General features: G+C 59.5%; 26 protein-coding genes. 5 read left to right on the top strand and 21 right to left on the bottom strand.

Translation table 11 applies throughout. The annotated features are described in order from the left end of the window. Nucleotides 1-72: 72 nt before the first annotated feature. The 3 genes from KW824_RS00315 to KW824_RS00305 form a co-directional block, all read right to left on the bottom strand. A complete protein-coding gene (locus KW824_RS00315) occupies nt 73-2,049 on the bottom strand; it encodes a Lon protease family protein (RefSeq protein ID WP_202045767.1) in 1,977 nt (658 codons plus the stop codon). A 201-nt stretch (nt 2,050-2,250) separates the two neighbouring features. Beyond that, complete coding sequence (locus tag KW824_RS00310) at nt 2,251-3,528, bottom strand: site-specific integrase (protein WP_139750699.1); 1,278 nt, start codon at nt 3,526-3,528, stop codon at nt 2,251-2,253. 289 nt (nt 3,529-3,817) lie between these two features. Continuing rightward, nucleotides 3,818-4,123 carry a YebG family protein gene (locus KW824_RS00305; RefSeq protein WP_218408549.1) on the bottom strand — a complete coding sequence of 102 codons (306 nt, stop codon included), beginning with the start codon at nt 4,121-4,123 and terminating at the stop codon, nt 3,818-3,820. Between the two features lie 223 nt (nt 4,124-4,346). On the opposite strand from KW824_RS00305, the gene KW824_RS00300 reads away from it, so the two are divergent. The 4 genes from KW824_RS00300 (at nt 4,347) to rsmF (ending at nt 9,745) form a co-directional block, all read left to right on the top strand. Beyond that, entirely contained in the window at nt 4,347-4,991 is a 645-nt protein-coding gene (locus tag KW824_RS00300; protein WP_218408548.1) for a paraquat-inducible protein A, read from the top strand. Then, nucleotides 4,969-5,577, top strand: coding sequence for a paraquat-inducible protein A (locus tag KW824_RS00295; protein WP_171268971.1), 609 nt, complete (start codon nt 4,969-4,971; stop codon nt 5,575-5,577). Before KW824_RS00300 ends, KW824_RS00295 begins: the two co-directional genes overlap by 23 nt. A gap of 55 nt (nt 5,578-5,632) precedes the next feature. Next, nucleotides 5,633-8,185 (top strand): MlaD family protein, encoded by a 2,553-nt coding sequence (locus KW824_RS00290; RefSeq protein WP_218408547.1) that lies wholly within the window; start codon nt 5,633-5,635, stop codon nt 8,183-8,185. A 129-nt stretch (nt 8,186-8,314) separates the two neighbouring features. Beyond that, nucleotides 8,315-9,745 carry a 16S rRNA (cytosine(1407)-C(5))-methyltransferase RsmF gene (gene rsmF, locus KW824_RS00285; protein WP_218408546.1) on the top strand — a complete coding sequence of 477 codons (1,431 nt, stop codon included), beginning with the start codon at nt 8,315-8,317 and terminating at the stop codon, nt 9,743-9,745. 195 nt (nt 9,746-9,940) lie between these two features. Here rsmF and KW824_RS00280 read toward each other — a convergent pair whose 3' ends face one another. The 16 genes from KW824_RS00280 to KW824_RS00205 all read right to left on the bottom strand — a co-directional run bounded on the left by KW824_RS00280 (nt 9,941) and on the right by KW824_RS00205 (nt 23,059). Then, entirely contained in the window at nt 9,941-10,198 is a 258-nt protein-coding gene (locus KW824_RS00280; protein WP_139751745.1) for a RepB family protein, read from the bottom strand. Between the two features lie 212 nt (nt 10,199-10,410). Then, on the bottom strand, nt 10,411-11,439 hold the full coding sequence (locus KW824_RS00275; protein WP_371316566.1) for a site-specific integrase: 1,029 nt from the start codon (nt 11,437-11,439) through the stop codon (nt 10,411-10,413). A gap of 287 nt (nt 11,440-11,726) precedes the next feature. After that, nucleotides 11,727-12,506, bottom strand: coding sequence for a TatD family hydrolase (locus KW824_RS00270; RefSeq protein WP_218408545.1), 780 nt, complete (start codon nt 12,504-12,506; stop codon nt 11,727-11,729). A gap of 18 nt (nt 12,507-12,524) precedes the next feature. After that, entirely contained in the window at nt 12,525-13,472 is a 948-nt protein-coding gene (gene holB / locus KW824_RS00265) for a DNA polymerase III subunit delta' (protein WP_218408544.1), read from the bottom strand. Continuing rightward, nucleotides 13,457-14,098 carry a dTMP kinase gene (gene tmk / locus KW824_RS00260; protein ID WP_218408543.1) on the bottom strand — a complete coding sequence of 214 codons (642 nt, stop codon included), beginning with the start codon at nt 14,096-14,098 and terminating at the stop codon, nt 13,457-13,459. The genes holB and tmk overlap by 16 nt, the downstream gene beginning before the upstream one ends. After that, nucleotides 14,098-15,099, bottom strand: coding sequence for an endolytic transglycosylase MltG (mltG, locus tag KW824_RS00255; RefSeq protein ID WP_218408542.1), 1,002 nt, complete (start codon nt 15,097-15,099; stop codon nt 14,098-14,100). The genes tmk and mltG overlap by 1 nt, the downstream gene beginning before the upstream one ends. Next, nucleotides 15,089-15,895 (bottom strand): aminodeoxychorismate lyase, encoded by an 807-nt coding sequence (pabC, locus tag KW824_RS00250; protein WP_218408541.1) that lies wholly within the window; start codon nt 15,893-15,895, stop codon nt 15,089-15,091. Before pabC ends, mltG begins: the two co-directional genes overlap by 11 nt. A 67-nt stretch (nt 15,896-15,962) precedes the next feature. Further along, nucleotides 15,963-17,204 (bottom strand): beta-ketoacyl-ACP synthase II, encoded by a 1,242-nt coding sequence (gene fabF / locus KW824_RS00245; RefSeq protein ID WP_218408540.1) that lies wholly within the window; start codon nt 17,202-17,204, stop codon nt 15,963-15,965. A gap of 82 nt (nt 17,205-17,286) precedes the next feature. Beyond that, on the bottom strand, nt 17,287-17,523 hold the full coding sequence (gene acpP, locus KW824_RS00240; RefSeq protein WP_005300909.1) for an acyl carrier protein: 237 nt from the start codon (nt 17,521-17,523) through the stop codon (nt 17,287-17,289). A gap of 157 nt (nt 17,524-17,680) precedes the next feature. Beyond that, the gene (gene fabG / locus KW824_RS00235; RefSeq protein WP_025326981.1) at nt 17,681-18,415 is read right to left on the bottom strand and encodes a 3-oxoacyl-ACP reductase FabG; all 735 of its coding nucleotides are present in this window, start codon (nt 18,413-18,415) and stop codon (nt 17,681-17,683) included. 13 nt (nt 18,416-18,428) lie between these two features. After that, nucleotides 18,429-19,364 carry an ACP S-malonyltransferase gene (gene fabD, locus KW824_RS00230; RefSeq protein WP_043131875.1) on the bottom strand — a complete coding sequence of 312 codons (936 nt, stop codon included), beginning with the start codon at nt 19,362-19,364 and terminating at the stop codon, nt 18,429-18,431. A 66-nt stretch (nt 19,365-19,430) separates the two neighbouring features. Continuing rightward, complete coding sequence (locus KW824_RS00225) at nt 19,431-20,390, bottom strand: beta-ketoacyl-ACP synthase III (RefSeq protein WP_218408539.1); 960 nt, start codon at nt 20,388-20,390, stop codon at nt 19,431-19,433. A gap of 6 nt (nt 20,391-20,396) precedes the next feature. Beyond that, nucleotides 20,397-21,416, bottom strand: coding sequence for a phosphate acyltransferase PlsX (plsX, locus tag KW824_RS00220; protein WP_218408538.1), 1,020 nt, complete (start codon nt 21,414-21,416; stop codon nt 20,397-20,399). A 9-nt stretch (nt 21,417-21,425) separates the two neighbouring features. Continuing rightward, nucleotides 21,426-21,593 carry a 50S ribosomal protein L32 gene (rpmF, locus tag KW824_RS00215; protein ID WP_005300935.1) on the bottom strand — a complete coding sequence of 56 codons (168 nt, stop codon included), beginning with the start codon at nt 21,591-21,593 and terminating at the stop codon, nt 21,426-21,428. Between the two features lie 20 nt (nt 21,594-21,613). Further along, entirely contained in the window at nt 21,614-22,135 is a 522-nt protein-coding gene (yceD, locus tag KW824_RS00210) for a 23S rRNA accumulation protein YceD (RefSeq protein ID WP_025326977.1), read from the bottom strand. 270 nt (nt 22,136-22,405) lie between these two features. Beyond that, nucleotides 22,406-23,059, bottom strand: coding sequence for an START domain-containing protein (locus tag KW824_RS00205; RefSeq protein WP_256351208.1), 654 nt, complete (start codon nt 23,057-23,059; stop codon nt 22,406-22,408). Between the two features lie 144 nt (nt 23,060-23,203). Here KW824_RS00205 and KW824_RS00200 point away from each other — a divergent pair, with 144 nt between their 5' ends. After that, on the top strand, nt 23,204-23,785 hold the full coding sequence (locus KW824_RS00200; RefSeq protein ID WP_218408537.1) for a nucleoside triphosphate pyrophosphatase: 582 nt from the start codon (nt 23,204-23,206) through the stop codon (nt 23,783-23,785). Between the two features lie 72 nt (nt 23,786-23,857). On the opposite strand, the gene KW824_RS00195 is transcribed toward KW824_RS00200, so the two are convergent. Continuing rightward, the gene (locus KW824_RS00195; RefSeq protein WP_218408536.1) at nt 23,858-24,505 is read right to left on the bottom strand and encodes an HAD family hydrolase; all 648 of its coding nucleotides are present in this window, start codon (nt 24,503-24,505) and stop codon (nt 23,858-23,860) included. Next, nucleotides 24,505-25,449, bottom strand: coding sequence for a 23S rRNA pseudouridine(955/2504/2580) synthase RluC (gene rluC, locus KW824_RS00190; protein WP_202619452.1), 945 nt, complete (start codon nt 25,447-25,449; stop codon nt 24,505-24,507). Before rluC ends, KW824_RS00195 begins: the two co-directional genes overlap by 1 nt. Between the last annotated feature and the right edge of the window lie 245 nt (nt 25,450-25,694).

Genomic DNA, 25,694 nt, shown 5'->3' with positions numbered 1-25,694 from the left:
TATCCTTCATATGGGTCAAAGCCGGGTCAATTTAGCTTACAGTTGTTCGCTAAACAACTCCGATCACTTTATTTAGAGGCCGAATAGACGGCCCAGCAGGTTGCGCAGCACGCCACTCTTGGGTGCAGTGCCATTGAGTTCATCCAGTCTGTCCTGAATCCGGCCAAACAGGGTGTCCGGCATGTCAGGCTCTCCGGCCACACAGCCGGTCAACAATTCGATGGCCTCTTCCACATGATCCACCGGGTGGATATGGAACTGACCCGCTTCGACGGCGGCAATCACCTCATCGGAGAGGTTGAGCTGCTGGGCGTTGGTACCGGGCAGGATAATGCCCTGCTTGCCGGTGATGCCATGGATCTTGCACACCCGGAAGAAGCCTTCGATCTTCTCGTTGACGCCACCGACAGCCTGCACGTTGCCGAACTGATCGACCGCGCCGGTTACCGCGAAACGCTGGGAGATGGGTTGGCGGGCGAGGGCAGAGAGCAGGGCGCACAGACCTGTCAGGGAGGCGCTGTCGCCGTCAATCTCGTGATAGGACTGCTCGAACACCAGGTTTGCCGAGAGCGGCGAGGGGTTCTCTGCGCCGAACTTGTTGGAGAGATAGCCGTGGATGATCATCATCGCCTTGGCGTGAATGTGGCCGGCGAGCTCAGCCTTGCGCTCGATGTCGGCCACGTCGCCATCCCCCAGATGCACAGTGGCGGTCAGTCGTACCGGTTCACCGAAGTCATAGGGATGACCGGCCACCTGGATGACGGAGAGGCCGTTGATCTGGCCCACCTCTTCACCGTCGGTCTGCAGCAGGATCTGGCCATCGATGACCCCCTGATCGGATTGTTCCACCAGGTAGTTGAGACGGTAATCCTGCTCCTCCAGGGCGAGCAGTATGTGCTCGTCGGTCACCTTCTCCGCCTCCAGCTCCCGGGCCAGGCTGTCAGCCATGCGCATGATGGCGCTGAGCTGCACCTCCGAGAGGGAGAGCCACTCCTGATGGTCACAGAGACGACTGGCATGGCGACACAGGGCGAGGAGGGCACCCGGAGTGAAGTCCAGCAGGTTCCAGCGCAGCCGCAGCCAGGCCAAGTATTGCAGAAACTCGGGCAAGTCCTCTTCGATGTTCACCTCGGACACCAGATCGGCGCGCAGGAAGATGCGTTCGGACATGTCCCTGTCCAGCATCTGGAATTCGGCCACATCCAGCCGGTCGCCCACCAGGATCAGTTTGAACCGGATAGGCGTGGCCTCTGGGGTGAAGAAGGGGGTCAGGGTCTTGCCTTCCTGATAGGCATTCCAGTCCAGCTCGCCTTTTTGCATGGCGTTCTTGAGCTTGAACCAGAGATGGGGCTGATCGAGCAGCTCGTCGAGTTGCAAGATGAGGTAGCCGCCGTTGGCTTCCCGCAGCAGGCCCGGCTCCAGCAAGTGCTGGTTGGCATAGACGGAGCCTTGCTCGGTCTGGTAGTTGATGGAGCCAAACAGAGTGTCCCAGTTCAAGTCCCGACCATAGATGACGGGGGCTTGCTGCTCTTCGTGATGGATCAGCAGGTTGATGAGCACCGGGTGCTGGAATTCGAGCCCCTGGGCCACGTGCGCCGCCAGATCGGAGAGAAAGTCCACGATCTTGGGGTCATTTTCCTGCTTGCGGATGATGCGGGTGACTAGGCGCTCGGCATCCAGATGATGGCTCATCAGCTTGAGCAGTTCACCAACCATCTCGCAGAATTCAAACCCGGTACCGGGTTGCAGGCGTAGCCAGATAGGCTTGAACGGGTTGTTGAGGTTTTCGGTGTAGCAGAGATCGAACAGGTCGCCATCCTTGCCATTGGAAGAGGCGATCAAGGTCTGGCAGACACTCTCATAATCTGCACCCGGGAATCCATTGAGCAACATGACCGGGCAGTCACCATCAAAACTGGCCAGTCGCTTGATGCCGGAAATTGCTCTGGGTTGCAGGGCGGCAAAAGGGATGGGTTCGAGCTCGCTGAGCGTGGGGAACTGCTCAATCGTGAAAGCGGGTTTTAATTGTTCTGATGTTAATTCAGCCACTTAAGACATCCGGTCGGGGATAGGATCAATTGTTTCCATTATACACAGTTCAATTGGCGGTAACAGGAATCAAGCATACATCATTTAACATAATATACATTATGCGCGGTTTAGTTGAGAGGTGACTGGCAGGCATATTTTCCCGCAATCTGGCACTTGGCCGATACACTGATGCTTTTTGCGCAGTCTGCGTACCGGCACTCATTCATGCAGGCGATTCAGAGGCTTATGGTTGGCACTCTCGTGCCGTTCGCTGTTGCCGGTGTGCAGGTATTTGGAGGTGGTGTCTATGCTGTCGTGTCCGGCGTCGGCTTGCACGTGTGACAGCGGTCGGCCATGCAGATTGATGTCGTGGGTGATGCCGGTATGGCGGATGGAGTGTGGCGTCAGGGTGCGCATCTCGGCGGCATCCTGAGCAAAGCCATCCTGCTCGGCCTGGTTGGCTGCTTGCTCGAAGACCGCCATCACCAGGTCCCGCAGTTGGCGGATGCCGAGATTGGCATTGAGCTCGCCTTGCTCACGGCCATGGGCGGCCGCCTTGTGGCGCACGAAGAGCGGCGTCTGTTCGCCCGGGGCTGGCAGCGGCGAGAGCCCAAGAAAGGTGCGATAGCGTGCCAATGCATCCAGCAAGGCTTGTGAGACGGCCACTGTGCGGCGTTTGCCACCCTTGCTGCGCGGTATGTCATAACCCCAGACCCCGGTCTTGCTGTCGCGGCGAAACTGGCTCATGACGGGGCTGAAGCCCGGTCTGGCCGCCACCTCGGAGATACGCAGATAACAGGCGTACATGAGGCAGATGAGAAATCGGCTGCGTTCATGCTGGGCCGGGCATTCGGTTGCCAACTGTTCGGCAGCCTGCATCACATAGGACCACTGCAATTCGGTAAAGGACTGGGCCTCTTCACCGGCGTCCTGGCTGTCCGGCCGCTTGACCCGTTGCAGCAAGAGTGCAGGATTGAGGTCCATGTACTCCTCCTGGATCAGGAATTGAAAGAAGGCCGACAGTATGGCGAGCTTGGTTTTCATCGCCTGCTCGCTCAGGCGATATGGCAGCTCGCGGCCCAGTTCCCGCTTGCCGAGAAACGGTCGCCACAAGGGGTTGGGCAGCCGCTCTCCCCACTCCTTGTCGAGTACGAACTGGGCTACGTTTCGGTATGCGATCAGCGCCTGTGGCGGTGCCTGGCAGTAGTCCAGGTAGCGCATCATGATGCGCCTGGTGAGATCCTTGGGGCTGATGGCCACTTCGCAGAAACACCAATGCAGGAAGGTGGTCAGCTCGCTGCGGTAGGTCTTGTAGTTGTTCTCGCTGTGGCGCTGCTCCAGCAGCCAGTCGACGGCCAGCTCATAGACGAGGCCGGCATCGGGAACATTGCCCAGGCTGAGAGTGGCCAGATACTGGTTGACCTGGGGGTTGCCCGCCTCCAAATGGAGCAGATTATCGAACAACGGCATGGCAGGTGGCAGTGACGGATGAGTCATGATGGTGCTTGTGAGTCTTGTTGAGTGAGGCTGGCCCGGTGCCGCGCAATCCTGATGCCGATAAATGGGGTTATCGGCATCAGGAGATGCCAGATGGTCCGGGGATGAGTCTTCAAGGCTTTCCCTGGCGGACACAGCTCAGGATAGAGCATGGTTTTTATTCAATGAATATGCACTCTTGTTGGAAATTTCTCGGGGTAAATAGCGACAAGAGTGACTGGAAATGGGCCCTGCATGAATATTGTGGTGCGGGGCCCAGGGCTGGACGCCCTGCCCCGTCCTTTCCTTATCAGGCCACACTCTTGAGGGATTTTCCCTTGGGCTTCTCGGCGTCCACCTTGTCTTCCTTGGTGCTGATCCCCTGCCCCTTACCACCGCGCAGCACGTTTTGCAGCAGATCCCGCTGCTCGGCCAGGTAAAAGGCCAGGCTCTCCTGCTGCTCGGGCGCCAGCTGGACAGGCGCTCCGGCCAGCAGCGTCATCAGTTCATCGGCGGTATCCAGCAGCTTGTCATAGGCATCCGCCTCTTTCTTGCTGGCAAAGGTCATCTTCTCCACTCCCCCACGCACGACAACATACTTGATCTCAACGGCCATAGTGGCGTCCTCCTCATGATAGTGACTGCAAGTATATGTATGAATATACAGTGTTGCAAATATCACTCAGGTCCGCCAACGCGCCCTCTGTCCCGTGTTTCTTTCTATTGCCCTGGGAGTTGGCAGGCCGGGCCATCTTTTCTTGGCCAGAGACGGAGCTCCGGCAAGACAGCGAAGGCGTTTTAGGGTAAATTTTATCAATTCCTTCAACAGGTTGAATCGTATGTCGGATCCCCACTCCGTGATCGTCTGCCCGGCGTGTGACTTGCTGATCGAACGCAAGCTGTTGCCCCTGCGTCGTCACGCCCATTGTCCTCGCTGTCACCAGCATCTCTATGGTCGCTATGCCTTTCGTCCTTCCCAGTTGATGGCCCTCACCATCACCGGCTTCCTACTGCTGCCCTCCACCCTCTTCGAGCCCCTGCTCTACCTGCGCCTGGCCGGTGTCAATTCCGATGCCAACCTGCTCAAAGGCATTCTGATGCTGTTTGGGGAGGGCGAACTCTGGGTGGCGAGCCTGGTGCTCTGGTGCGCAGTGCTGGCGCCAGTGGGGCTGCTGCTCGGCATCTTTGCGCTCGCCTCCGGCCTTGCCAAGCGCTGGCACATACTGGCCCCGACGCTCAAGGCCGTAGAGGTGTTCCGGCATTGGGCCATGCTGGAGGTCTACATCGTCAGTCTGATGGTCGCCCTGTTCAAGCTCATTGACATCGCCGACGTGCGTCTGGGGGGCGGCCTGCTCAGCCTGGGAATCTTGATGCTGCTCAACATGACGCTGCTGATCCTCTTTGATCCTGCCCCCTATTGGGAGCGGATACCGTTGCAAAATGCCTCGCAGGAGCCGGAACATGATCCCGACCAGCGCCCGTGAACTGGGGCTTTGCCGCTGCCACACCTGCGGCCTGCTGGTGCGTTACCAGAGCGCCATGAGTTGCCCCCGTTGCCACAGCCCTTTGCAGATGCGGATCCCCCATTCGCTCGCCTGGTCATGGGGGTTGCTGGCGCTCGCCAGCTTCATGTTGCTGCCCGCGAACCTGCTGCCCATCACCCACTTCTACAACAAGGGATTACTGCAGTCCGATACCATTTTCAGCGGTATCATGGCGCTCTATCGCAGCAAGATGTCGGGCATCGCCACCATAGTGCTGACCGCGAGCATCATAGTCCCCATCGGCAAGATACTGGGGCTGGGCTGGATCTGCTGGCAGTTGCAACGCAGCAAACCGGTGCGGCGCAAGCGTCAGCTCATCATGTATCGCATCATCGATTTCATCGGTCGCTGGTCCATGCTGGATCTGTTCGTGATCTCGCTGATGGTGGCTCTGGTGGACCGCGGGGTCTTGCTCAACGTACGGGCCGGGCCTGGGGCAACCGCCTTTGCCGGCGTGGTGATCCTCACCATGATGTCGGCCCGGATGCTAGATACCCGTCTGTTATGGGACAAGGCGGCCCGTTAATGCATTTTTTCTGTATCGGATGTGCTGTGCATCACAGCCAACTTAAGGAGTCGGTATGATCGGGGCTGAACCCGTCATTGAGAAACGTCGCTGGTTATCTCCAGTCTGGCTGTTGCCCTTCATCGCCCTCTTGCTGGCAGGGGGGTTCATCTACCAGCAGTGGACAACCAGTGGTCAGCTCATTCGCATCAACTTTGCCCAGGGTAACGGCATCTTGCCGGGCAAGACCCAACTGCGTTATCAGGGGGTGGCCATCGGGGTGGTTCAGGAACTGGAGCTGGCTCAGGACGGTCGCAAGATAGCCGTGCTCGCCAAGGTCGACAGCCGTGCCCGCCCGCTCATTCGCAAGGGGTCTGACTTCTGGCTGGTAAGCCCCAAGGCCTCCCTCACCGAGATCTCCGGTTTAGATACCCTGGTCTCCGGCAACTACATCAACCTGCAACCCGGCCGTGACAACAACCCGCTGGAGGATGAGTTCGATGCTCTGGACGGCCCTCCCCCCGGCTATCAGGCCCAGGGGCGGACCCTACACCTGACCGCCGATTCGCTGGGCTCGGTCGGCATCGGAGCCAGGATCTACTTCCGCGGGATCGAGGTGGGCAGCGTCATCAACACCCGCCTGGGGGAGGACAACCAGAATGTGATCCTGGATCTGGTGATAGAGCCGCGCTTCGAGCACCTGGTCAAGGTGGATACCCGTTTCTGGAACATCAGCGGCATCAAGGGCTCCTTCAGTCTGGCTGGCGTCAGCGTGGAGGCAGGTAGCCTCACCTCCATCCTGAGCGGCGGCATTGCGTTCGACTCCCCCAAAGCGTCGCCTGTCGCGCAAAAGGGGCTCAATTTCACCCTTTATAAAGGGCTGGCCGAGGCGGCCCGGGGCGAGCGCATCACCATCCAGGCGGGCTCTCTGCCCGTCAAGGATGGCATGCCCATCCTCTATGAAGGGATCGAGATTGGCAGGATTGATCCCATTCGCCTGACCGAGCAGGGCCGGGTCGTCACGGCGCTGATCAACCCCGAGCAGGCATTTCGCATGACCGGCAAGAGCCGCCTGGTCTGGGAGACGGTCTCCCTCTCCCCCACCGGGGTCAAGCATGCGGATCGCCTGCTGACCGGACCGGCCATCCGCCTCGATTATGTGGCGGGCGAGCAGGTCAATACCATGACGCTGGAGAGCCAGGCCCAGATCAGCGGGATCAAGCTCACCCTGCAGGCGGACGATCTCGCCGGGTTGAACGAGGGCGCACCGCTCTGGTTCAAGGGGTTGCAGATAGGCCAGCTGGGGGCGCTGACCCTGGATGCCAGCGGCAATGCCAGCGTCAGCCTGGTGGTGAACGAGCGCTATCAACATCTGCTGAAACGGGCCCGTTTCTATCGTGCATCCCCTCTGCAGGTCCAGGCCGATCTGAGCGGCGTCAAGGTGGAGACCAGCCCGGCAAGTGCCTGGCTGGCGGGTGGGATCAAGCTGGTCCAGGCTGCCGGGGGGGATCGTATCGACCGCCTCTATCCGAGCGAGGAACTGGCCCTGCTTGGCAGTCGCAACGCCCAACCCGAGCGCTGGACACTGCACGCCGAGCAAGCAGACGGGATTGGCGTGGGTTCCCCCGTCTTCTATCTGGGGTTGGAGGCGGGCAAGGTCAAGGCGTTGAAAGCCGAGGAGCGCGGGGTGGCCATCACCCTGGAGATCGACGCCGTCTATGCGCCCCTGCTCAGGCAGCAGCCCCAGTTCTGGAAGAAGGCAGCCATCGAGGGCAAGATCCGGCTCGACGGCGTGCAGGTCAAGATGGGCAACCTCGCCACCCTGCTGCGGGGTGCCATCGAGTTTGACCTGCTCGGCACCGGCCGCAGCAGCCATCAGCTGTTTGACAGCAAGGCGCAGGCCAGTACCCAGGTCCGCACCCTCACGCTGACCGCCGACAGCAACCCCGGACTCGGAGTGGGCAGCCCCATCCGTTATCGCGGTGTGGACATCGGCAAGGTGGAGCAGATCGAGCTGGATCCCACCCTGGGCCAGGTGCGTTTCAAGGCCGAGCTGGATGGGCAGTATGCCGCCCGTTTCCTGCAGAGCGGAGCACGCTACACCCTGGTGCAGGCCAAGCTCGGGCTGGGGGGCGTCTCCCATCTGGACACCCTGATCAAGGGCGCCTTCGTGGAGGCAAGCCCGGGCCAGGGCGCGGGCAAGGAGCACTTCCCCTTGAGTCTGAGCGCCCCCATCGGATTGGCCCTGACCCTCAAGAGCCCCTCCGTGAGCGGCATCAGCGTCGGCAGCCCCCTGCTGTTTCGCAAGATGGTGGTGGGTAGCGTCAGCGGTGTGGCGCTGGCCCGTGATGGCAGCGAGGTGCTGATCGAGGTGAACATCGACAGGAATTACGCTCACCTGGTGCGCGCCAACAGCCGCTTCTGGAACGTGTCCGGGGTCAAGGCAGACATCGGCCTGACCGGCGGCACCATAGAGGTGGAAACCGTGCAGAGCCTGCTGGCCGGCGGCATCGCCTTCAACACCCCGGAGCGGGAGATGGGGCCGACCGTCAAGGCCGGCCACAGCTACCCGCTTCATGGCAAGGCGGAGAAGGAGTGGCTGGAGTGGAGCCCCCGCATCCAGCCCTGATGCTCCCCTGACCCTTTGACCCAAGCCCGGCCCAGTGCCGGGCTTGTTCGTTTTACCCATCGCCCATTCAGAATATTCCGACCCCTGTGGTACTATGTCGCCCCTCTTTTGGGTCAGCGAGACGGCACCGTGCACGACAATACCTACCTTCCCGAACACTTCCTGCGTCATATCGCGGACATCATGCCGACCCATCTCTCCATGGATGCGTTCGTGGCGAGCTGTCGGCGGCCGCTGCGGCGCAGCATCCGGGTCAACACCCTCAAGATCTCCGTGCCCGAATTCGTGACACGCATGGCGTCACTGGGCTGGCAGCTGGATCCCGTGCCCTGGTGCGAAACCGGCTTCTGGCTGACCCGGGCCGACGAGAGCGTGCCCCTTGGCAACACTGCCGAGCACCTGTGCGGCCTCTTCTACATCCAGGAGGCGAGCTCCATGCTGCCGGTGACGGCGCTCTTTGCCAGCGAGCGGATAAAGCACGATGGCATGCTGCTGGATGCGGCGGCGGCGCCCGGCTCAAAGACCACCCAGGTAGCGGCCCTGATGAACAACCAAGGCATGCTGGTTGCCAATGAGTTTTCCAGCAGCCGGCTCAAGGTGCTGAGCGCCAATATCCAGCGCTGTGGCGTGACCAATGTGGCCATGACCCATTTCGATGCCAAGGTGTTTGGTCAGTGGTTGCCGGAAACCTTCGATGCCATCCTGCTCGATGCCCCCTGCTCGGGGGAAGGCACGGTGCGCAAGGATGAAGATGCCCTGCGCAACTGGAGTCTCGAAAGCATCGAGGAGATTGCCGCTGTGCAGCAAGGGCTGCTGGAGAGCGCCTTCCACGCCCTCAAACCCGGTGGCGTACTGGTCTACTCCACCTGCACCCTGAGCCTGCAGGAGAACCAGGCGGTCTGTCAGTCGCTACAAGACAAGTTCGGCGACGCCCTGAGCGTCGACTCCCTAGCCTCTCTCTTCCCCGGTGCCGGGCAAGCCTGCACCCCCGAGGGTTACCTGCATGTCTGGCCCCAGATCTTCGACAGCGAGGGCTTCTTCGTCGCCAGGATCAGCAAGCACCACTCAGTGCCCAACACCATGTTCAAGCCGGGCAAACTCGGCAAGTTCCCCTTCTCCCCTCTGCCGGCGAAAGAGGCCGAGCCCATGTTGCAGGAGATAGAGGCGAGCTTCGGGGTCGCTGCGCGGGGTCAGCTGTTTGGTCGCAATGGCGAGATCTGGCTCTTCCCTCACGCCTTTGAGCAGGTGCAGGGCAAGCTGCGCTTCGATCGCATCGGCATTAAGCTGGCAGAAACCTTCAAGAAGGGTTATCGCCTCACCCACGAATGGGCGCTGGCCTATGGCAGCCTGGCCACCCGGGGGTGTGTCGAGCTGGATGCTGCCAACGGGCGTGAATTCATGATGGGACGGGATGTCTGGCCCGAGCTGGCCCCGGGAACGGGGGAAGTGATCGTCCGCTATCAGGGTTACCCGCTTGGTATGGGGAAATGGGTGGGGAGCCGCATCAAGAATGCCCTGCCCCGTGAGCTGGTGCGGGACAACAACTTGTTCAATGAGTGAGATGCCGGCGGCCAGTTCATGCTGAGACACCTGTTCGAGTCTGGAAAACCCACACTCTGGTTGAACTTTTAGTCACTTCTTGAAATGCCTCGCACCTTGTCTAAGCTTAAGGCAATCCGCATATCAATTAGCGCACGGCTCTGCAAGGAGCCAATTCCCCTATGCCAGGTACAAGGAATTCGTACCTGGCTTTTTTTATTCGCTGATCTCCGTGAGTGCTTTCTCCGGTCGCCCCTGGGGCACCAGCTCGTGCTGGTAAAGCAGATCGATCGCCTGCTCGATGAGGGAGGCCTGATTGTCTTCCAGGTGCAGACCGAGTTCTTGCAACCGCTGGGCATGGCGATTGCTGATCCAGCATTGCAGCCTGCTGTGGGTTTCCTGCTTGCGTTTCACGTGTTGGCGTTGCCGCTCGGCATTGTCTTGCGCCACATTCATCTTTATTTCCTGGCTCATATGACCTTGCTAACTAAGAGTTCCTGGTTTGTTATCTCTCATTCTATTCGGCAGGATGAGACTCTCCCCTGCCAGGGGTGAGAGCCGCCGTCTGTGCCTGGCTCTTTCCCCTTCATGGTGACCCTTCACCGGCACTGCGTCGGAGTACGACAAATATATCATCAAATCAATCAGATGGTATTTAACATAAAAAACAACGTGGCGCGGTTATCTTACAGTAATCCTGCGAGGGCATGATCGGAGAACTTGTGCGCATCGTCGAAATACTCCTGCAGGGTACGCATGTCCTTGTGCCGTGTCACCTCGATGATCTTGTTCATCGGCTTGCCCGCGGTCACCGCCGAGGTGATGAAACCTCGGCGCAGGCTGTGGCCACTGACATAGAGATCGTCGATGACCTGGCCGGTTCGCCGCTTGATCATCAGGTTGATGCCTTGCGGGCCCAGGGGATCTACGGTGAGCTGCCCCCAGCGGGTCATGCGGCGAAACAGCGGGCCCTGGCTTATGCGGCTCGCTTTCAACCAGCGGCCGAGGGCGGTTACCGGGCAATACTGCTTGCCGGGAATGAGCGCGATCTCGGTTTCATGGAGTTGATGCTTGCTCGGCTTGAGCCGTAGCCGGATCCCCTGCCCCACGAAGTCGAGATCGCTCACCTCGATACGAGCTGCTTCTGAGCGGCGCAGGGCGCCGCTGAACATCAAGAGTAGCAAGGTGTGGTCCCGCAGCCCCGCCAGGGTGGAAGTGTCTATTTCGTTGAGCACCCGGGTCAGGGGTTGCAGGGTCAGGGCTCCCGTCTTGCGTTTGCGGTTATCCCCGAGGCGCACTATGCCCCGCATCATCTCCTTTATTTCCGCATGCTCGGTCGGCATGGGATGAATGCCCTTCTGCTTGAAGGCATAGCGGATACCGGCGAGCCGCCGCACCAGGGTGGCGGGTTTTCGAGGCTCCCCGTTGCGCAGCTCCCCCTTCCCCTCCTCTTTATCCAGCCATACCCAGTCTGCCAATATGCCGTCAGCCTGATCCGCCAGAAAGTTCATGATGTCGTGATGGGTTGTTTGCAGCGGATCCAGCTCATGCAACTGGCACCAGAATACGAAGATACGAGTGTCTGCCTGATAGGCATTGAGGGTGGAATCCGCTTTTGCACTGCGCAGGAAACGCCGCGCCCGGCTATTGAGCGCAGGATCGAATACCGTCTGCAGTGACTGATGAACAGGTGGTGAAATGGTTGGGTAGGCCACGTAAGTCTATGATTCGATATGGAGTTTAAGAGGATCTTACAGGATCTTACCGATCCATCAAGTATCGATAATGAATATTATCGATACTTAAAGGGTATTGATTCATTGCCTCCAACCTCACGGAGATAATAAACAGGCTTACTCTATATCCGGAGAAAACGTTATCCAGAAGATGGGTCCGTATCGGATGCGGAGTGAGAGATAACGAGGTGGGTGGTTGATATTTCCGCGGGTAATCAGGCTGATGATTTTAAATTAAGAGCCCCGTTTGTCGGGGCTCCTTGGGATTATTTTTTAGCCAGCTTGAATAGCTCAAAGAAATTGTGGCTGGTGGCCTCTGCCAATTCGGCCAGCGATATCTGCCGTAGATCGGCAATAAATTGCGCGACGTCTCGTACGAAGGCGGGCTCGTTCTCCTTCCCCCGGTGAGGAACAGGGGCAAGATAAGGAGAGTCCGTCTCTATCAGCAATCGCTCCAGTGGCAATGCCTTGACCACGGACTGCAGTGCCGAGGCATTCTTGAAGGTGGCTATCCCCGAGATGGAGATGTAAAAGCCCATCTCCATGGCGGCCTCGGCCATCTCTAGCGATTCGGTGAAACAGTGCAGCACGCCCCCCACCTGTTCGGCCCCCTCTTCGCGCATGATCTGTAGGGTGTCTTGCTGGGCATCCCGGGTATGGATGATGAGGGGCTTGTTCAATGCCCGGGCTACCCGGATATGTTCCCGGAAGGAGGCCTGCTGCACCTCCTTGTTTTCCGGCGAATAGAAGTAGTCGAGCCCGGTTTCGCCTATGGCCACCACTCTTTCATCCGCCGCCTGCGTCAACAGCAAGGCGGCATCCACCCCGGGATCCTGATTGAGCGGATGGACGCCACAGGAGGCAAACACCTGGGGATAAGGGGCGATCGCCGCCAGCATGGTCGGGAACTGTGCCTGGGTCACGCTGACACAGAGAAAATATCCCACATCCAGTTTCGCGGCCTTGGCCAAGACATCGGCCATGTCGGTCTGCTTGCTGCCATAGTTGAGACGGTCGAGATGGCAATGGGAATCAACGAGTAACATAGACAACCTTGTAACTTGTCATAACCAGCGATTAAGCCAGTTCATCAGATGGATGGTGGGATTGGAGAGCTGGCCCGGCTGGCAGGCCGCTTTCAGGGCGACGAGCTGCTGCTCCGCCTCCAGCAATCTTTCGCTGGAGTGCAGCTGTGACAGCTGCTCGCTGAGGGCGGCCAGATCCGGCATCGCCAGCTGGTGATGACCACAGCCCGCCTGGGTCTTGAGGGCATCGCACAGGAAGAGTTGCAACCAGTGCAACCTGATCTGGCTCTCCTGTGCCAGCTGGGAGCAGACACTCGCCGCCCGGGTCGGCGTCTGTGACAGGGAGACGAAACTCTCCAACAGATCCCGGCGTGCACTGTCTTGCTGTTCTTCGATATAGCCCAGCACCCGAAGCGGCGCCCCCTGGCAGATCCGCACCTGGGCCTGAGTGGCCTGATGGCCCTGTTCACTCAGCCAGCGCAGGGTTTCCCCCTCCGTCGGCAGCTGACAGACATGCTTGTGACAACGGCTGAGGATGGTGGGCAGCAGGCGAGAAACTTGAGATGCGATCAGCAACAGCAGACTGTCGCCGGCCGGCTCTTCCAGGGTTTTCAGCAGGGCGTTGGCGGCGGACTCCGTCATCCGCTCCGCGTCCGGAATGATCACCACCTTGCCGCGCCCCAGCTGGGAAGTGCTCTGCAGGCGGCCGCAGATCTCGCGGATGGCCTCGACCCCTATGCTCTTGCTGTCGGCGCTAATGGTGCCGAGATCCGGATGATGGCCCTTGTCGAACAATTGACAGGCGTGGCAGTGACCGCAGGGTTCACCGCGATCCGGCTGCTGGCAGAGGTGCAGGCGCGCCAATCGTTCTGCAAGCTGTTCCTTGCCAAGGCCGGGATCCCCGAGCAGCAGCCAGGCGTGGCCCAGACGGCCGGCCTGGGCCGTCTGGCTCAGGGCATGCCAGTCCGGGATCAGCCAGGGATACATGGGGACTCATCTTTCAGGTAGTCGGCCAGTGCTGCCTCGATGGCGGCCTTGACCCGATCCGGCGTCTGACTCGCATCGATCACCAGGATGGTGTCATCCTTGGCCGCGAGTTCCAGGTAGCGGGCGCGGGTGCGCTCAAAGAAACTGAGTTGCTCCAGCTCAATCCTGTCGAGCTCACCGCGATGGCGTGCTCGTTGCAGACCGAGGGCGGGATCGATATCGAGGTAGAGGGTCAAATCCGGCTTGAAGTCACCGAGTACCGCCTGCTTGATGGCGCCAATGAGCTGGGCATTTATGCCGCGACCGCCCCCCTGATAGGCCTGGGAGGAGAGATCGTGGCGATCACCGACTACCCAGATGCCCTCGGCCAGTGCCGGCTTGATCCGGGTCTCCACGAGCTGCACCCGGGAGGCATACATCAGCAGCAATTCGGCTTCGACAGTGAGGCGCTCGTCGTGCACCTCCTTGACGATAGCGCGCATCCGCTCCGCCAGAGGGGTGCCACCCGGTTCACGGGTGCACTCAATCCTGTCGATGCCGTAGGCATGGAGATAGTCGGTCACATAGCGCACCGCGGAGCTCTTCCCTGCCCCTTCCAGTCCTTCAATCACGATAAATTTAGACATTAGGGTTTCTTCAATATGTATTCGCGAACCGCCCGATTGTGTTCATCGAGGGTCTTGGAGAAATAGTGGGCCCCGCCCCCCTTGGCGACGAAATAGAGATAGTCGGTCGACTTGGGGTTGAGCGCCGCCTCGATGGATGCCTTGCCCGGCATGGCGATGGGGGTCGGCGGCAAGCCATCGATCACATAGGTGTTGTAGGGGTTAACATCGGTGAGATCGCTACGGCGAATATTGCCATCGTACCTGTCCTTCACCCCGTAGATGACGGTGGGGTCGGTCTGCAGCTTCATGCCAAGGCGCAGCCGATTGACGAACACGGAAGCGATCTGCGCCCGCTCGTCCGGTTGGCCCGTCTCCTTTTCGATGATGGAGGCCATGATGAGCGCCTCATAGGGCGTCTTGTAGGGCAGATCGGCTTGACGCTTCTCCCAGTTCTCCTGCAGGAAGGTTTTCATGTCCTGATAGGCACGGCGCAGGATGGAGATGTCGCTGGCATGGGTGGTGTAGGCGTAGGTTTCCGGCAGGAACCAGCCCTCCAGCTTGCCGTTGTCGATGCCAAGCTCTTGCGCCAGCTCAGTCTCGCTCTGCTCCACGGTCAGCCGCTCCAGGTAAGGAGCGCTCGAGAGCTGTTTCAACCAGTCTTCGAAACGGGAACCCTCGACAAAGGTCAGGCTGAAATGAAATTCCTTGCCGGAAGCAAACAGGGAGAGGGTCTCCTTGAGCGGGGCCCCTTCCTTGATCTCATAGGTACCAGACTTGATGGCGACCAGTTCAGGGTGGCCACGCAGCCAGAGCCGCACCGCCCAGGGGCTGGTTTCTCCCTCCCCCAGTTCGGCAATCAGGCGCGCCGCATGGGCGCCTTTTTCGACGGTAAAGAGGCGCGTCGGCCCCTTGTTGGTGAGCGTCTCCACCTCTTGCCATTTGTAATATACATAACCCCCGGCGACGGCAACGGTCAGGGCTGCCCCCGCGAGCAGGGTGTAGAGCCGATTAAACTTCAATGACCAAACGCTCCTGTAAACGGCGGATCAATACCGGGCTGGGATATTGCATATCCCCAATGCTGGTGACCGGCACTATGCCCATCAGGGTATTGGTCAACCAGACTTCTTCGGCCTGCCACAGTGACTCCAGCGGAGCCTCCACGACACGCAGTTCAATACCCATCTGTTTAAGCATCATCATCACGCGCTTGCGCATGATGCCATCGATCCCGGCGCGTGCGAGATCCGGTGTGAACACCGTCTTGCCACGGCGCCAAAACAGATTTGCACTGACCCCTTCTACCAGAAATCCACGGCTGTTCAAGACTATACCTTCGACTCCGCCCCGCGCGGCAAGTTCGCTTTTGAGCAGAACTTGTTCCAGACGACCCAGGGTCTTGAGCCCTGCCAGCATGGGAGCATCACCAAGCTGCTGCTGACAGACCAGGGCCGCGATGCCGTTTTGCTGCCAGTCAAGATAGTGCGCCGGGTATGGCTCCAGGGAGACAATGCGGGTAGGCGTATTGCATCCCGCGCCGTCATAGCCCCGTCCCCCACTGCCACGGGTCAGCACTATCTTGGCGACAGCCTGCGTCTGCCCTGCTGCCACTTGCGCCACTTCGGCGGCCAGGCTATCCCAGGGAAGCTCAGCAAACCCCAGTCTGGCGCAGGCATGCTGCAACCTGGCGAGGTGTGCCGGCCACCAGATCACCTGCCCCTGTTTCACCAACATGGTAGTGAAATGGCCGTCCCCGTATGTCAGCCCTCGATCCCGGGCGGACACTGCTTCTGTCGGTATTCCATTAATCAGCAAGGGGATCCCTCCGATAAAAAAGGCCCGATACAGTCGTATCGGGCCTTATCATTTCGCCCAAAGCGAATTATACGCGTTTGAAGATCAGGGAGCCATTGGTGCCGCCGAAACCAAACGAATTGGAGAGGGCATATTCAAACTGGCCGGGTTTGGCCACATGGGGCACCAGGTCCAGATCGCACTCCTCATCCGGGTTGTCCAGATTGATGGTGGGCGGTGCCACCTGATCACGCAGGGCCAACACAGTGATGATCGCCTCGATGGCCCCCGCCGCCCCCAGCAGGTGGCCGGTCATGGACTTGGTGGAGCTGATCATCAGGGACTTGGCATGATCGCCAAACACCTCTTTCATGCCACGCAGCTCGGCCACATCACCCAGTGGGGTGGAGGTGCCGTGGGCATTGATGTAACCGATCGCCTCCGGCGCTATGCCGGCATCCTTGATGGCATTCTTCATGGCGCGAGCGCCACCGTTGCCATCGGAGGGAGGCGCCGTCATGTGGTAGGCGTCACCGCTCATGCCAAAGCCTACCAGCTCGGCATAGATCTTGGCGCCACGGGCCTTGGCGTGTTCGTACTCTTCCAGCACCAGCACCCCGGCGCCATCACCCAGCACGAAACCGTCGCGATCCTTGTCCCAGGGACGGCTCGCCTTCTGGGGTTCGTCGTTGCGGGTAGAGAGTGCCTTGGCCGCCGCAAAGCCGCCCATCCCCATGGGGGTGGAGGCTTTCTCGGTGCCGCCGGCGACAATCACGTCCGCATCACCGTAGGCGATCATCCGGCCGGCCATGCCGATGGCGTGGGTACCCGTGGTGCACGCCGTAGTCACGGCGATGTTCGGGCCCTGCAGCCCCTTCATGATGGAGAGATGACCGGACACCATATTGATGATGGTGGATGGCACGAAGAAGGGGCTCAGCTTGCGCGGGCCGCCGTTGACGAGGCTGCTGTGGTTCTGCTCGATGAGACCCAGACCGCCGATGCCGGAGCCGATGGCAACGCCGACCCGCTCCGCATTCTCTTCGTTGATGACGAGGCCGGAATCATCCAGTGCCTGCACCCCCGCCGCCACGCCGTACTGGATGAAGAGATCCATCTTGCGGGCTTCTTTGCGGTTGATGCCGTATTGTTCTGGATCGAACTCTTTGACCAGGCCTGCGAAACGGGTCGCAAACTCGCTGGCATCAAAGTGATCGATGAGAGAAATGCCGCTCTGCCCGTTGAGCAGGGCTTGCCAGCTGGATTCGGCAGTATTGCCCACAGGGGAAAGCATCCCCAGGCCGGTTACCACGACTCTGCGTTTTGACACTGAGCTAGTCTCCGAGAGGTATTTTGAAAGGGAGTAAACATAAAAGAAGCGGCCCTTGGGCCGCTTCTTTCAGAACAGGAACTTATTCCTGATTAGCGGTGATGTAGTCGATAGCCGCTTGAACAGTGGTGATCTTCTCGGCTTCTTCATCAGGAATTTCGGTATCGAATTCTTCTTCCAGCGCCATTACCAGTTCAACGGTATCCAAAGAGTCAGCGCCCAGGTCGTCGACGAAGGAGGCAGCGTTCTTGACGTCTTCCTCTTTAACACCCAGTTGTTCGATGATGATTTTCTTTACGCGTTCTTCGATGTTGCTCATGACCTGAATTTTCCTTTAAAAATACGCTATTGCGTCTGGTTGGGGTAGTGTATTCAATTGACGTGAGTTTGCAAGTGACTTGCCGCTGGTCAAACCACGAAATTCGCCAAACTTCGGCGTATTATCGCAAATTTGAACAGATCTTACGACAAATTGATTACACCATGTACATCCCGCCATTAACATGCAGGGTTTCGCCGGTAATATAGGCAGCGTCGTCAGACGCCAAGAATACCACAGCGGCAGCAATTTCTTTCGGATCACCCAAACGGGCGGCAGGCACCTGATTCATGATGCCGGCACGCTGTTCTTCATTCAGTGCCTTGGTCATGTCGGTTTCGATGAAACCGGGGGCCACCGCATTCACCGTGATACCACGGGAAGCCACTTCACGGGCCAATGACTTGGTAAAGCCCACCAGACCGGCCTTGGCGGCAGCATAGTTGACCTGACCGGCGTTGCCCATGGTACCGACCACGGAACCTATGCTGATGATGCGACCATGGCGCTTCTTCATCATGGCACGCAACACCGGCTTGCTCAGACGGTACAGAGAGGTGAGATTGGTGTCGATGATCTCATTCCACTCGTCATCTTTCATCCGCATCAACAGGTTATCGCGGGTGATACCGGCGTTGTTGATCAGGATGTCGATGTCGCCAAAGCGCTCCTTGATGGCGGCAAAGACAGTTTCGATGGATTCCTGGCTGGTCACGTTCAGTGCCATGCCACAGCCCTGCTCGCCCAGATAGGCGCTGATCGCCTCGGCACCGCTCTCGCTGGTCGCGGTCCCCACCACTTTCGCGCCACGGGCCGCAAAAGTTTCGGCAATCGCACGGCCTATGCCACGGCTGGCGCCGGTGACCAGCACAACTTTATCGGTAAAACTCATGACTTGCTCCTGTTTATTTGACTTGGGCCAGCGCCAGCTCGAACGAGGCGGCATCGTTGGCGTGAATGCCTTCCACGCGCGGATCGATGCGCTTGGCCAGCCCGGTCAACACCTTGCCCGGGCCCATCTCGAGCTCGAGGGTGATACCGTCGTTTGCCATCCGCTCTACCGTCTCGGTCCAACGAACCGGGCTGAACAGCTGGCGCACCAGGGCTTGCTTGATGGCGGCCGGATCCTGTTCACAGGAGACGTCGACATTATTGATGACGGCGATGGTTGGAACCTTGATCTCGATCCCATCCAGCGCGGCGGCCAGTTTTTCGGCAGCGGGTTTCATCAGGGCGCAGTGGGACGGCACCGAGACCGGCAGCGGCAGTGCACGCTTGGCGCCGGACTCTTTCATCAGCACGTTGGCGCGCTCGACTGCTTCCTTGTGACCGGCGATGACTACCTGGCCCGGGGAGTTGAAGTTGACCGGAGAGACCACCTGCCCTTGCGCCGCTTTCTCGCAGTTGGCGGCGATGGAGTCGTTGTCCAGACCTATGATGGCGGCCATGGCGCCAGTGCCTTCCGGCACGGCTTCCTGCATGGCGAGACCACGCAGTTCGACCAGCTTGACCGCATCGGCAAACGCCAGGGCGCCGCTGCACACCAGGGCGGAATACTCGCCCAGGCTGTGGCCAGCCATGACGGCGGGGGTTGCCCCGCCCTGCTGTTGCCACAAGCGCCACAGGGCGACGGATGCGGTCAACAGTGCCGGCTGGGTGCGCCAGGTCTTGTTCAGATCCTCGGCGGGACCATTCAACACCAGGGCCAACAGGTCATAGCCCAGCACCTGGCTCGCCTCGGCGAAGGTCTCTTTAATCACGGCGTGTTGCTCGGCGAGCTCCGCCAGCATGCCGACGCTCTGGGAACCTTGTCCCGGGAAGGCAATGGCAAATCGGGTCATCATTGATTCCTTTAAGGTAAGACGAAATCGGTAAGCGGGCGCCGAGACGCGCGGCGCCGCTTGGTATCAGAAGCGAACCAGCGCCGAACCCCAGGCAAAACCGCCGCCGAAGGCTTCCAGCAATACTAGCTGGCCCGGTTTGATACGGCCGTCACGAACTCCTTCATCGAAGGCGATGGGCACGGAGGCGGCGGAGGTGTTACCGTGGCGGTCAAGGGTCAGGATCACCTTGTCGAGCCCCATGCCGAGTTTCTTGGCGGTGGCGTTGATGATGCGGAAATTGGCTTGATGAGGGACCAGCCAGTCCAGCTCGCTCGGATCGATATTGGCGGCAGCCAGGGTCTCGGTCACGATCTCGCTCAGGCGCGTCACTGCGACCTTGAAGACATCGTTGCCCTTCATGTACATGTAGGCTTCGAGCTCGGCACCCGGCATGCCACGACGAGGCTGCGGCAACTTGAGCAGTTCGCCATAACGGCCGTCAGCATGCAGGTGGGTAGACAGTATCCCGGGCGTCTCGCTCGCGCCGATCACCACGGCCCCGGCTCCATCTCCGAACAGAATGATGGTGCCCCTGTCTTCCGGATCGCACATGCGGGAGAGCACGTCGGCCCCGACCACCAGGACGTGGCGAGCGGCGCCGGACTTGACGAACTGATCGGCAATGGAGAGCGCATAGGTGAAACCGGCGCAGGCCGCCGCCACGTCAAAGGCCGGGATCCCCGGTACTTCGAGCAGCCCCTGCAGTTCGCAGGCAGCGGCCGGGAAGGCGTTCTCGGCGCTGGTGGTCGCCAACACTATCATGTCCAGATCGGCGGCGGTCAGACCCGCAGCATCCAGCGCCCGCAAGGCCGCCTGATGAGACAGGGTCGCGACGCTCTCGTCGCTCCCGGCGATGCGGCGTTCACGGATCCCGGTACGTTCCACGATCCACTCGTCACTGGTTTCAACCATCTGCTCAAGATCGGCGTTGGTACGAACCGAACTCGGCAGATAACTGCCAGTACCCAGAATTTTGCTATGCATAGAGTTTTATAAATCCCTGTCGGAAAAGACAGATTCAAGGCGATCTGCAATTTGCAATGGAAGTTGGTGTTTGGCTTCTTGTGCGGCCAGCAGAATCGCATGACACAGAGCGCGGCGCTCGGCCCGCCCATGGCTTTTTACCACAATGCCGCGCAATCCTAACAGACTCGCGCCATTATACTGGTCGGGGTTCAGGTAAGAAAAACGCCGTTTGAACATAAATCCGGCGAGTCGACCAAGAAAACTGCGTTTTTTGCGAGGATATCCGGCCAGTTCGGCCATCATTCGCACCACGCCTTCGGCGGTCTTGAGCGCCACGTTGCCGACGAAGCCGTCACAGACGATGACGTCGCTGTCACCGCTGAAGATCCTGTCCCCCTCGATGAAACCGACAAAATTGAGCGTGGCGCACTGGCGCAACAACTCGGCACTGTGGCGTACCAGGTCATTGCCCTTGATCTCCTCCTCCCCCACGTTGAGCAGCGCCACCCGGGGGGATGCTATCCCCTCGACCTGCTCAGCCACGACGGAGCCCATCACCGCAAATTGCAGCAAGGTGTCGGCATCGCAGCTCACGTTCGCCCCCAGATCCAGCATTACTGTGCGTTTTCCGCTCAATGTCGGCAGCGCCTTGATGAGGGCGGGCCTGTCGACCCCGGGCAGGGATTTGAGCACGCATTTGGCCATGGCCATCAGGGCACCGGTATTGCCGGCACTGACGCAGGCATCGGCCTCACCGGCTTTCACCAGATTGAGCACAACCCGCATGGAGGAGTCTTTCAGGGTACGCAGCGCCACGATCGGCTTTTCGCCCATGCCAACCACTTGGGATGCATGTACGAGACGAACGCGGGGATGAGTCAGCAAGCCATGTTGCTGCAACAGAGGGGCGATCAGGTGTTGGTCACCGACCAGAACAAGATTTAGTTGAGGCAGAAGAGACAGTGCCTGCACGGCGGCAGGCACTGTTTCAGAGGGGCCAATATCTCCCCCCATTATGTCTAGCGCGACAGTTTGCGTAGACAAAGGCAATCCTTAAGCGATTACCTTTTTACCGCGGTAGAAACCATCGGCAGTCACGTGGTGACGACGATGAATTTCGCCACTGGTCTGATCAACAGTCAGGGCTGCAGTGGTCAGCGCATCGTGGGAACGACGCATGCCACGCTTGGCGCGGGTTTTACGGTTCTGTTGTACGGCCATGGTAGGCTAACTCCTAAAATTCACTTACGTTTGAGCTCTTCAAGAACTGCAAAGGGATTCGGCCGCTCATCAGCAGGCTCGATGTCACCCCAAGTCATTTCCATGTTTCCTCGCGGGCAGACATCCATGGGATGCATGGCCACCTGAGGCAACGAGAGGATGAGTTCATCCTCCAGGATTTGATGAAGATCTATCTCGCCGTTTTCGTCCAACTCAATGGGCTCATAAGCTTCCGGCAGCTCTTCCTCGTTTGTTCTCTCGAACAGCGGAGTGTAAATAAAACTAGCTTCACAAAGGTGCTCGAAAGCCTCTCCACAACGCTGGCAAACCAGGTCAACCTTGGCATGGGCAGTGCCTTTCATAACGGTCAACTTCTGGACATCTTTGCCAAACTGCAGAGTGACGTCCACATCACTTCGCAAGCCTTCAGTTGATGCTTCCAGTCTGGGCATCTGCGACTTTTCCACTATCCCGACATAATCGAGTAGCTTCAAGGCATTACGGACTGGATCAACCTTAACGGGCAACTTCACCTTTTGCATAGGGCGCGAATATTATAGGTCCAACAAGGGATAGTCAAAGGAAAAAGTCCTTACCGCCGATGATTTTACCTGCACAAGCCCCTGCATGCAGGAACTTGTGTTCATCGGTGGCCGATTATGCCATAAACCGCGGGATCCCGCACAGGATCCTGTGCAGTCATCCCCCTTGGCCAGGATCTCGGGGTCAGTGGGCCTTTTATGCCGTTGCACGTCCCTCCCCCATCCCGTGCCCCGCTCGCCAGGTACCCGGCTTGGCCTCCATTTCCAGATTCAGGACGCGGCAGGACAGCCTCCACCGCCGAGCAGGCGTTGCCTAGGCGCGGCTCTGGGTTGGGCCTCCATCAGGCGACGTATGGCCTGAAAACTGCCCAGCGCCGCCTTGATAGCCATTGGATTGACCAGCCAGCCTGGCAAATGGCTGCCCGGGTTGGTATGGCTTTCGAGCCTGATCAGGGTGCTGCCATCGCGTTGTGGCAGCGCCTCCCAGCGACCGGCACTCTCCCGGATCCGGTACAGACCTGGGCGAGGCGCCAGGGCGTCCGGCTCGGCCCACACCTCCAGCACCAGCGCGCAGCCAGCCCGCCGGCTCAAATGGGAGCGTGTGATCAGTTCCCTGTCTTGCACCGGCCAAGGGGACGCCAAGCGGGTGTAAACCAGATCATCATCGGGGCCGGATTTTGCCAGCAACCGTACCTCGCGACTGGACGGTAACCACTCCCGATGGCGCGCAGTGTCTCGCAGCACGGTCAGCAACGCCATGGGATCCGCCTTGACCCGCATCTCCAGGCGCAAGGCCAGAAAGGGGGACGGAGGGCGTGCCTGGGTCCAGAGCTGTACGCCGCCCTCTCCCTTCTCTGGCTGCCACTCCTGCCCCCAGCTCGCGAGGGAGAGCAGCATCAGGGCCAGCACACCGAATCTTGTCATGTCGCACTCCTGCCTCATCAAGCGGTGTTATCGCCGTTCTCGGTCACCAGCATGCGTGTTGCGCTGGCGCTCGGGGTGGTTTGCGTGGGCCTTCTGCCACAGTTAGAATCAACCAATTGATTTATAAATGGATATCATCAACATATGCACACGCCCTTGATCCTCGCCTCCACTTCCCGTTATCGCAAGGCGCTGCTGGAAAAACTCGGCCAGCCGTTCCTATGCGCCTCCCCCGAGGTCGATGAAACCCCGCTGCCCGGGGAGCCGGCCGAGGCACTGGTCAGCCGCCTGGCCCATGCCAAGGCGAGTGCCATCACCCGCCAACATGATCAGGGGTTGATCATCGGCTCGGATCAGGTGTGCGTCTGTGACGGCCGCATTCTCGGCAAACCGGGTACGGTGGATAACGCGGTGGCACAGCTGATGATGGCCCAAGGCAAGAGCGTCACCTTTTATACAGGCCTGTGTGTGCTGAATGCCGCAAATGGCCGGGTCGAGCAGCTCGTGGAGCCCTTCACCGTACATTTTCGCTCCCTGGATGAAGCGGCCTTGCGCCGTTACGTAAAGGCGGAGTTGCCCCTCGATTGTGCCGGCAGCTTCAAGTGTGAAGGCATGGGCATCATGTTGTTCAAGGGGCTGGAAGGGCGGGATCCCAACGCCCTGATCGGTCTGCCCCTGATCGGCCTGATCGAGTTGTTGGCACGTCACGGCCTCAATCTGCCCTGAGCAGGAAACAGAAACAACAATGGGAGCCAAGGCTCCCATTGTTGTTTCTGTGTTCATCAACCCGGTGCGCACTCAGCCCAGCAGTTGCCTCAGCTCATCCATGGTATCGACGATGGCAACGGGATGATGTTCGGCCAACCTGGCACGATCATGGACACCCCAAGTGACGCCGATGCGGGGCATCTGCAAGGCCTCAGCCATCGCCATGTCATGGATGGAGTCGCCAATCATCACCGCCTGGTGCGGGGCAAAACCCAGCTCATCCAGAATTTGCGTCAACATCAGGGGATCGGGTTTAGAGTTCGCTTCATCCGCACCACGGCTGGCGGCAAAGAGAGGACGCAAACCCGTTTCATCCAGCACCCTGTCGAGGCCCCTGCGGGACTTGCCCGTGGCAACCGCGAGGCCAATGCCCTGTGCCCGCCAGCCAGAAAGCAACTCGCTAGCCCCGGCAAACAGCGGGCTGGGTGTATCGTCATGCAGATAATGGTGACGATAACGGGCGATCAGGGCCTGGGCCCGCTCACTCCCCTCTGCCAGATTGAACAAACGGGGAATGCCGACCGCCAGGCTGAGCCCGATGATCTGATGGATGGACTGCGGCTCGGGCACCCCCTCGCCGCAGTCGCGGGCGGCCGCTTGCACGCAGGCAACAATCCGCCCCACCGAATCCATCAGGGTACCGTCCCAATCGAAAATGGCGAGTCGGACGCGTTTCATCAGCGTGCCAGCTTGTTCAGGAAGGCATCGAGCTCGGGGGCGAGCGGCGCTTCCACCTGCATCTCGCGATCATCGGCCGGATGGGTGAAGCTCAGTTTCCAGGCGTGCAAAAAGAGCCGCTTCAGCCCTAGGGTCCGCATCTTCTCATCAAACGCCGCCTCACCGTATTTGTCATCACAGGCGATGGGATGGCCGGCATGCTGGGTATGAACCCGGATCTGGTGGGTACGACCGGTGATCGGGCTGCACTCCACCAGGGTCGCTTCGGCAAATTGACGGGCAATGCGGAAGCGGGTCTCGGAGGGCTTGCCGTCACTGCTGACCCGCACCACCCGCTCGCCGGATTGCAGATCGTTCTTGCGCAGCGGCGCATTGACCACCTTGACGTGTGACTGCCACTGACCGCGCACCAACGCCAGGTACTGCTTGCGCATGGTCTTGACCCGCAACTGCTCATGGAGGCTGCGCAGGGCACTGCGCTTCTTGGCAACCAGCAGCACGCCGGAAGTGTCGCGATCGAGCCGATGCACCAGTTCCAGGAAGCGGGCTTCCGGGCGCAGGGCACGCAGCCCCTCGATGACGCCAAAGCTCAAGCCACTGCCGCCGTGCACCGCCATGCCGGACGGCTTGTTCAGCACTATCATGGCCTCGTCTTCAAACAGGATCTGGCTCTCCAGACGCTGGATGCTGCCAAGGTTGGCAGAGGGCAATTCGTTCTTCTCGGCCACCCGCACGGGGGGCACCCGCACCTCGTCACCGGCGCAGAGTTTGTATTCCGGTTTGATGCGTTTCTTGTTGACGCGCACCTCGCCTTTTCGAAGGATGCGATAGATCAGGCTCTTGGGGACGCCCTTTAACTGAGTCTTGAGAAAATTGTCGATGCGCTGCCCTTCATGCTCAGCTTCGATGGTGAGCAGCTGCACTTGTTGATGTATCTGTGTCATGGCGCGGATTTTAACACCGCCAGCAGCCCTTGGCTGCATGCTTTGTTAAAAAATGGCGTCTTGCTATAAAAGTGGTTTAAATGGGATAATAAACAAGGTTTTGTCATTGTGTTCAAGCCTTGTACTAAGTGGCCAAAAAGTATGCCACCCAATCCCGAAACACCGTGTATACAAGAACATGACGGTTCCCGGGTGCGAGGTACAACGCATGGAGAACGCAAACAGAGCCGATTTAATTGTCTCCA

Source organism: Aeromonas sp. sif0611 (assembly GCF_019218845.1).
In the GTDB taxonomy this organism is placed as follows: domain Bacteria; phylum Pseudomonadota; class Gammaproteobacteria; order Enterobacterales; family Aeromonadaceae; genus Aeromonas; species Aeromonas media.
The sequence above is the reverse complement of the archived record's forward strand: the minus strand, read 5'-3'. Positions and strand labels throughout refer to the sequence as shown.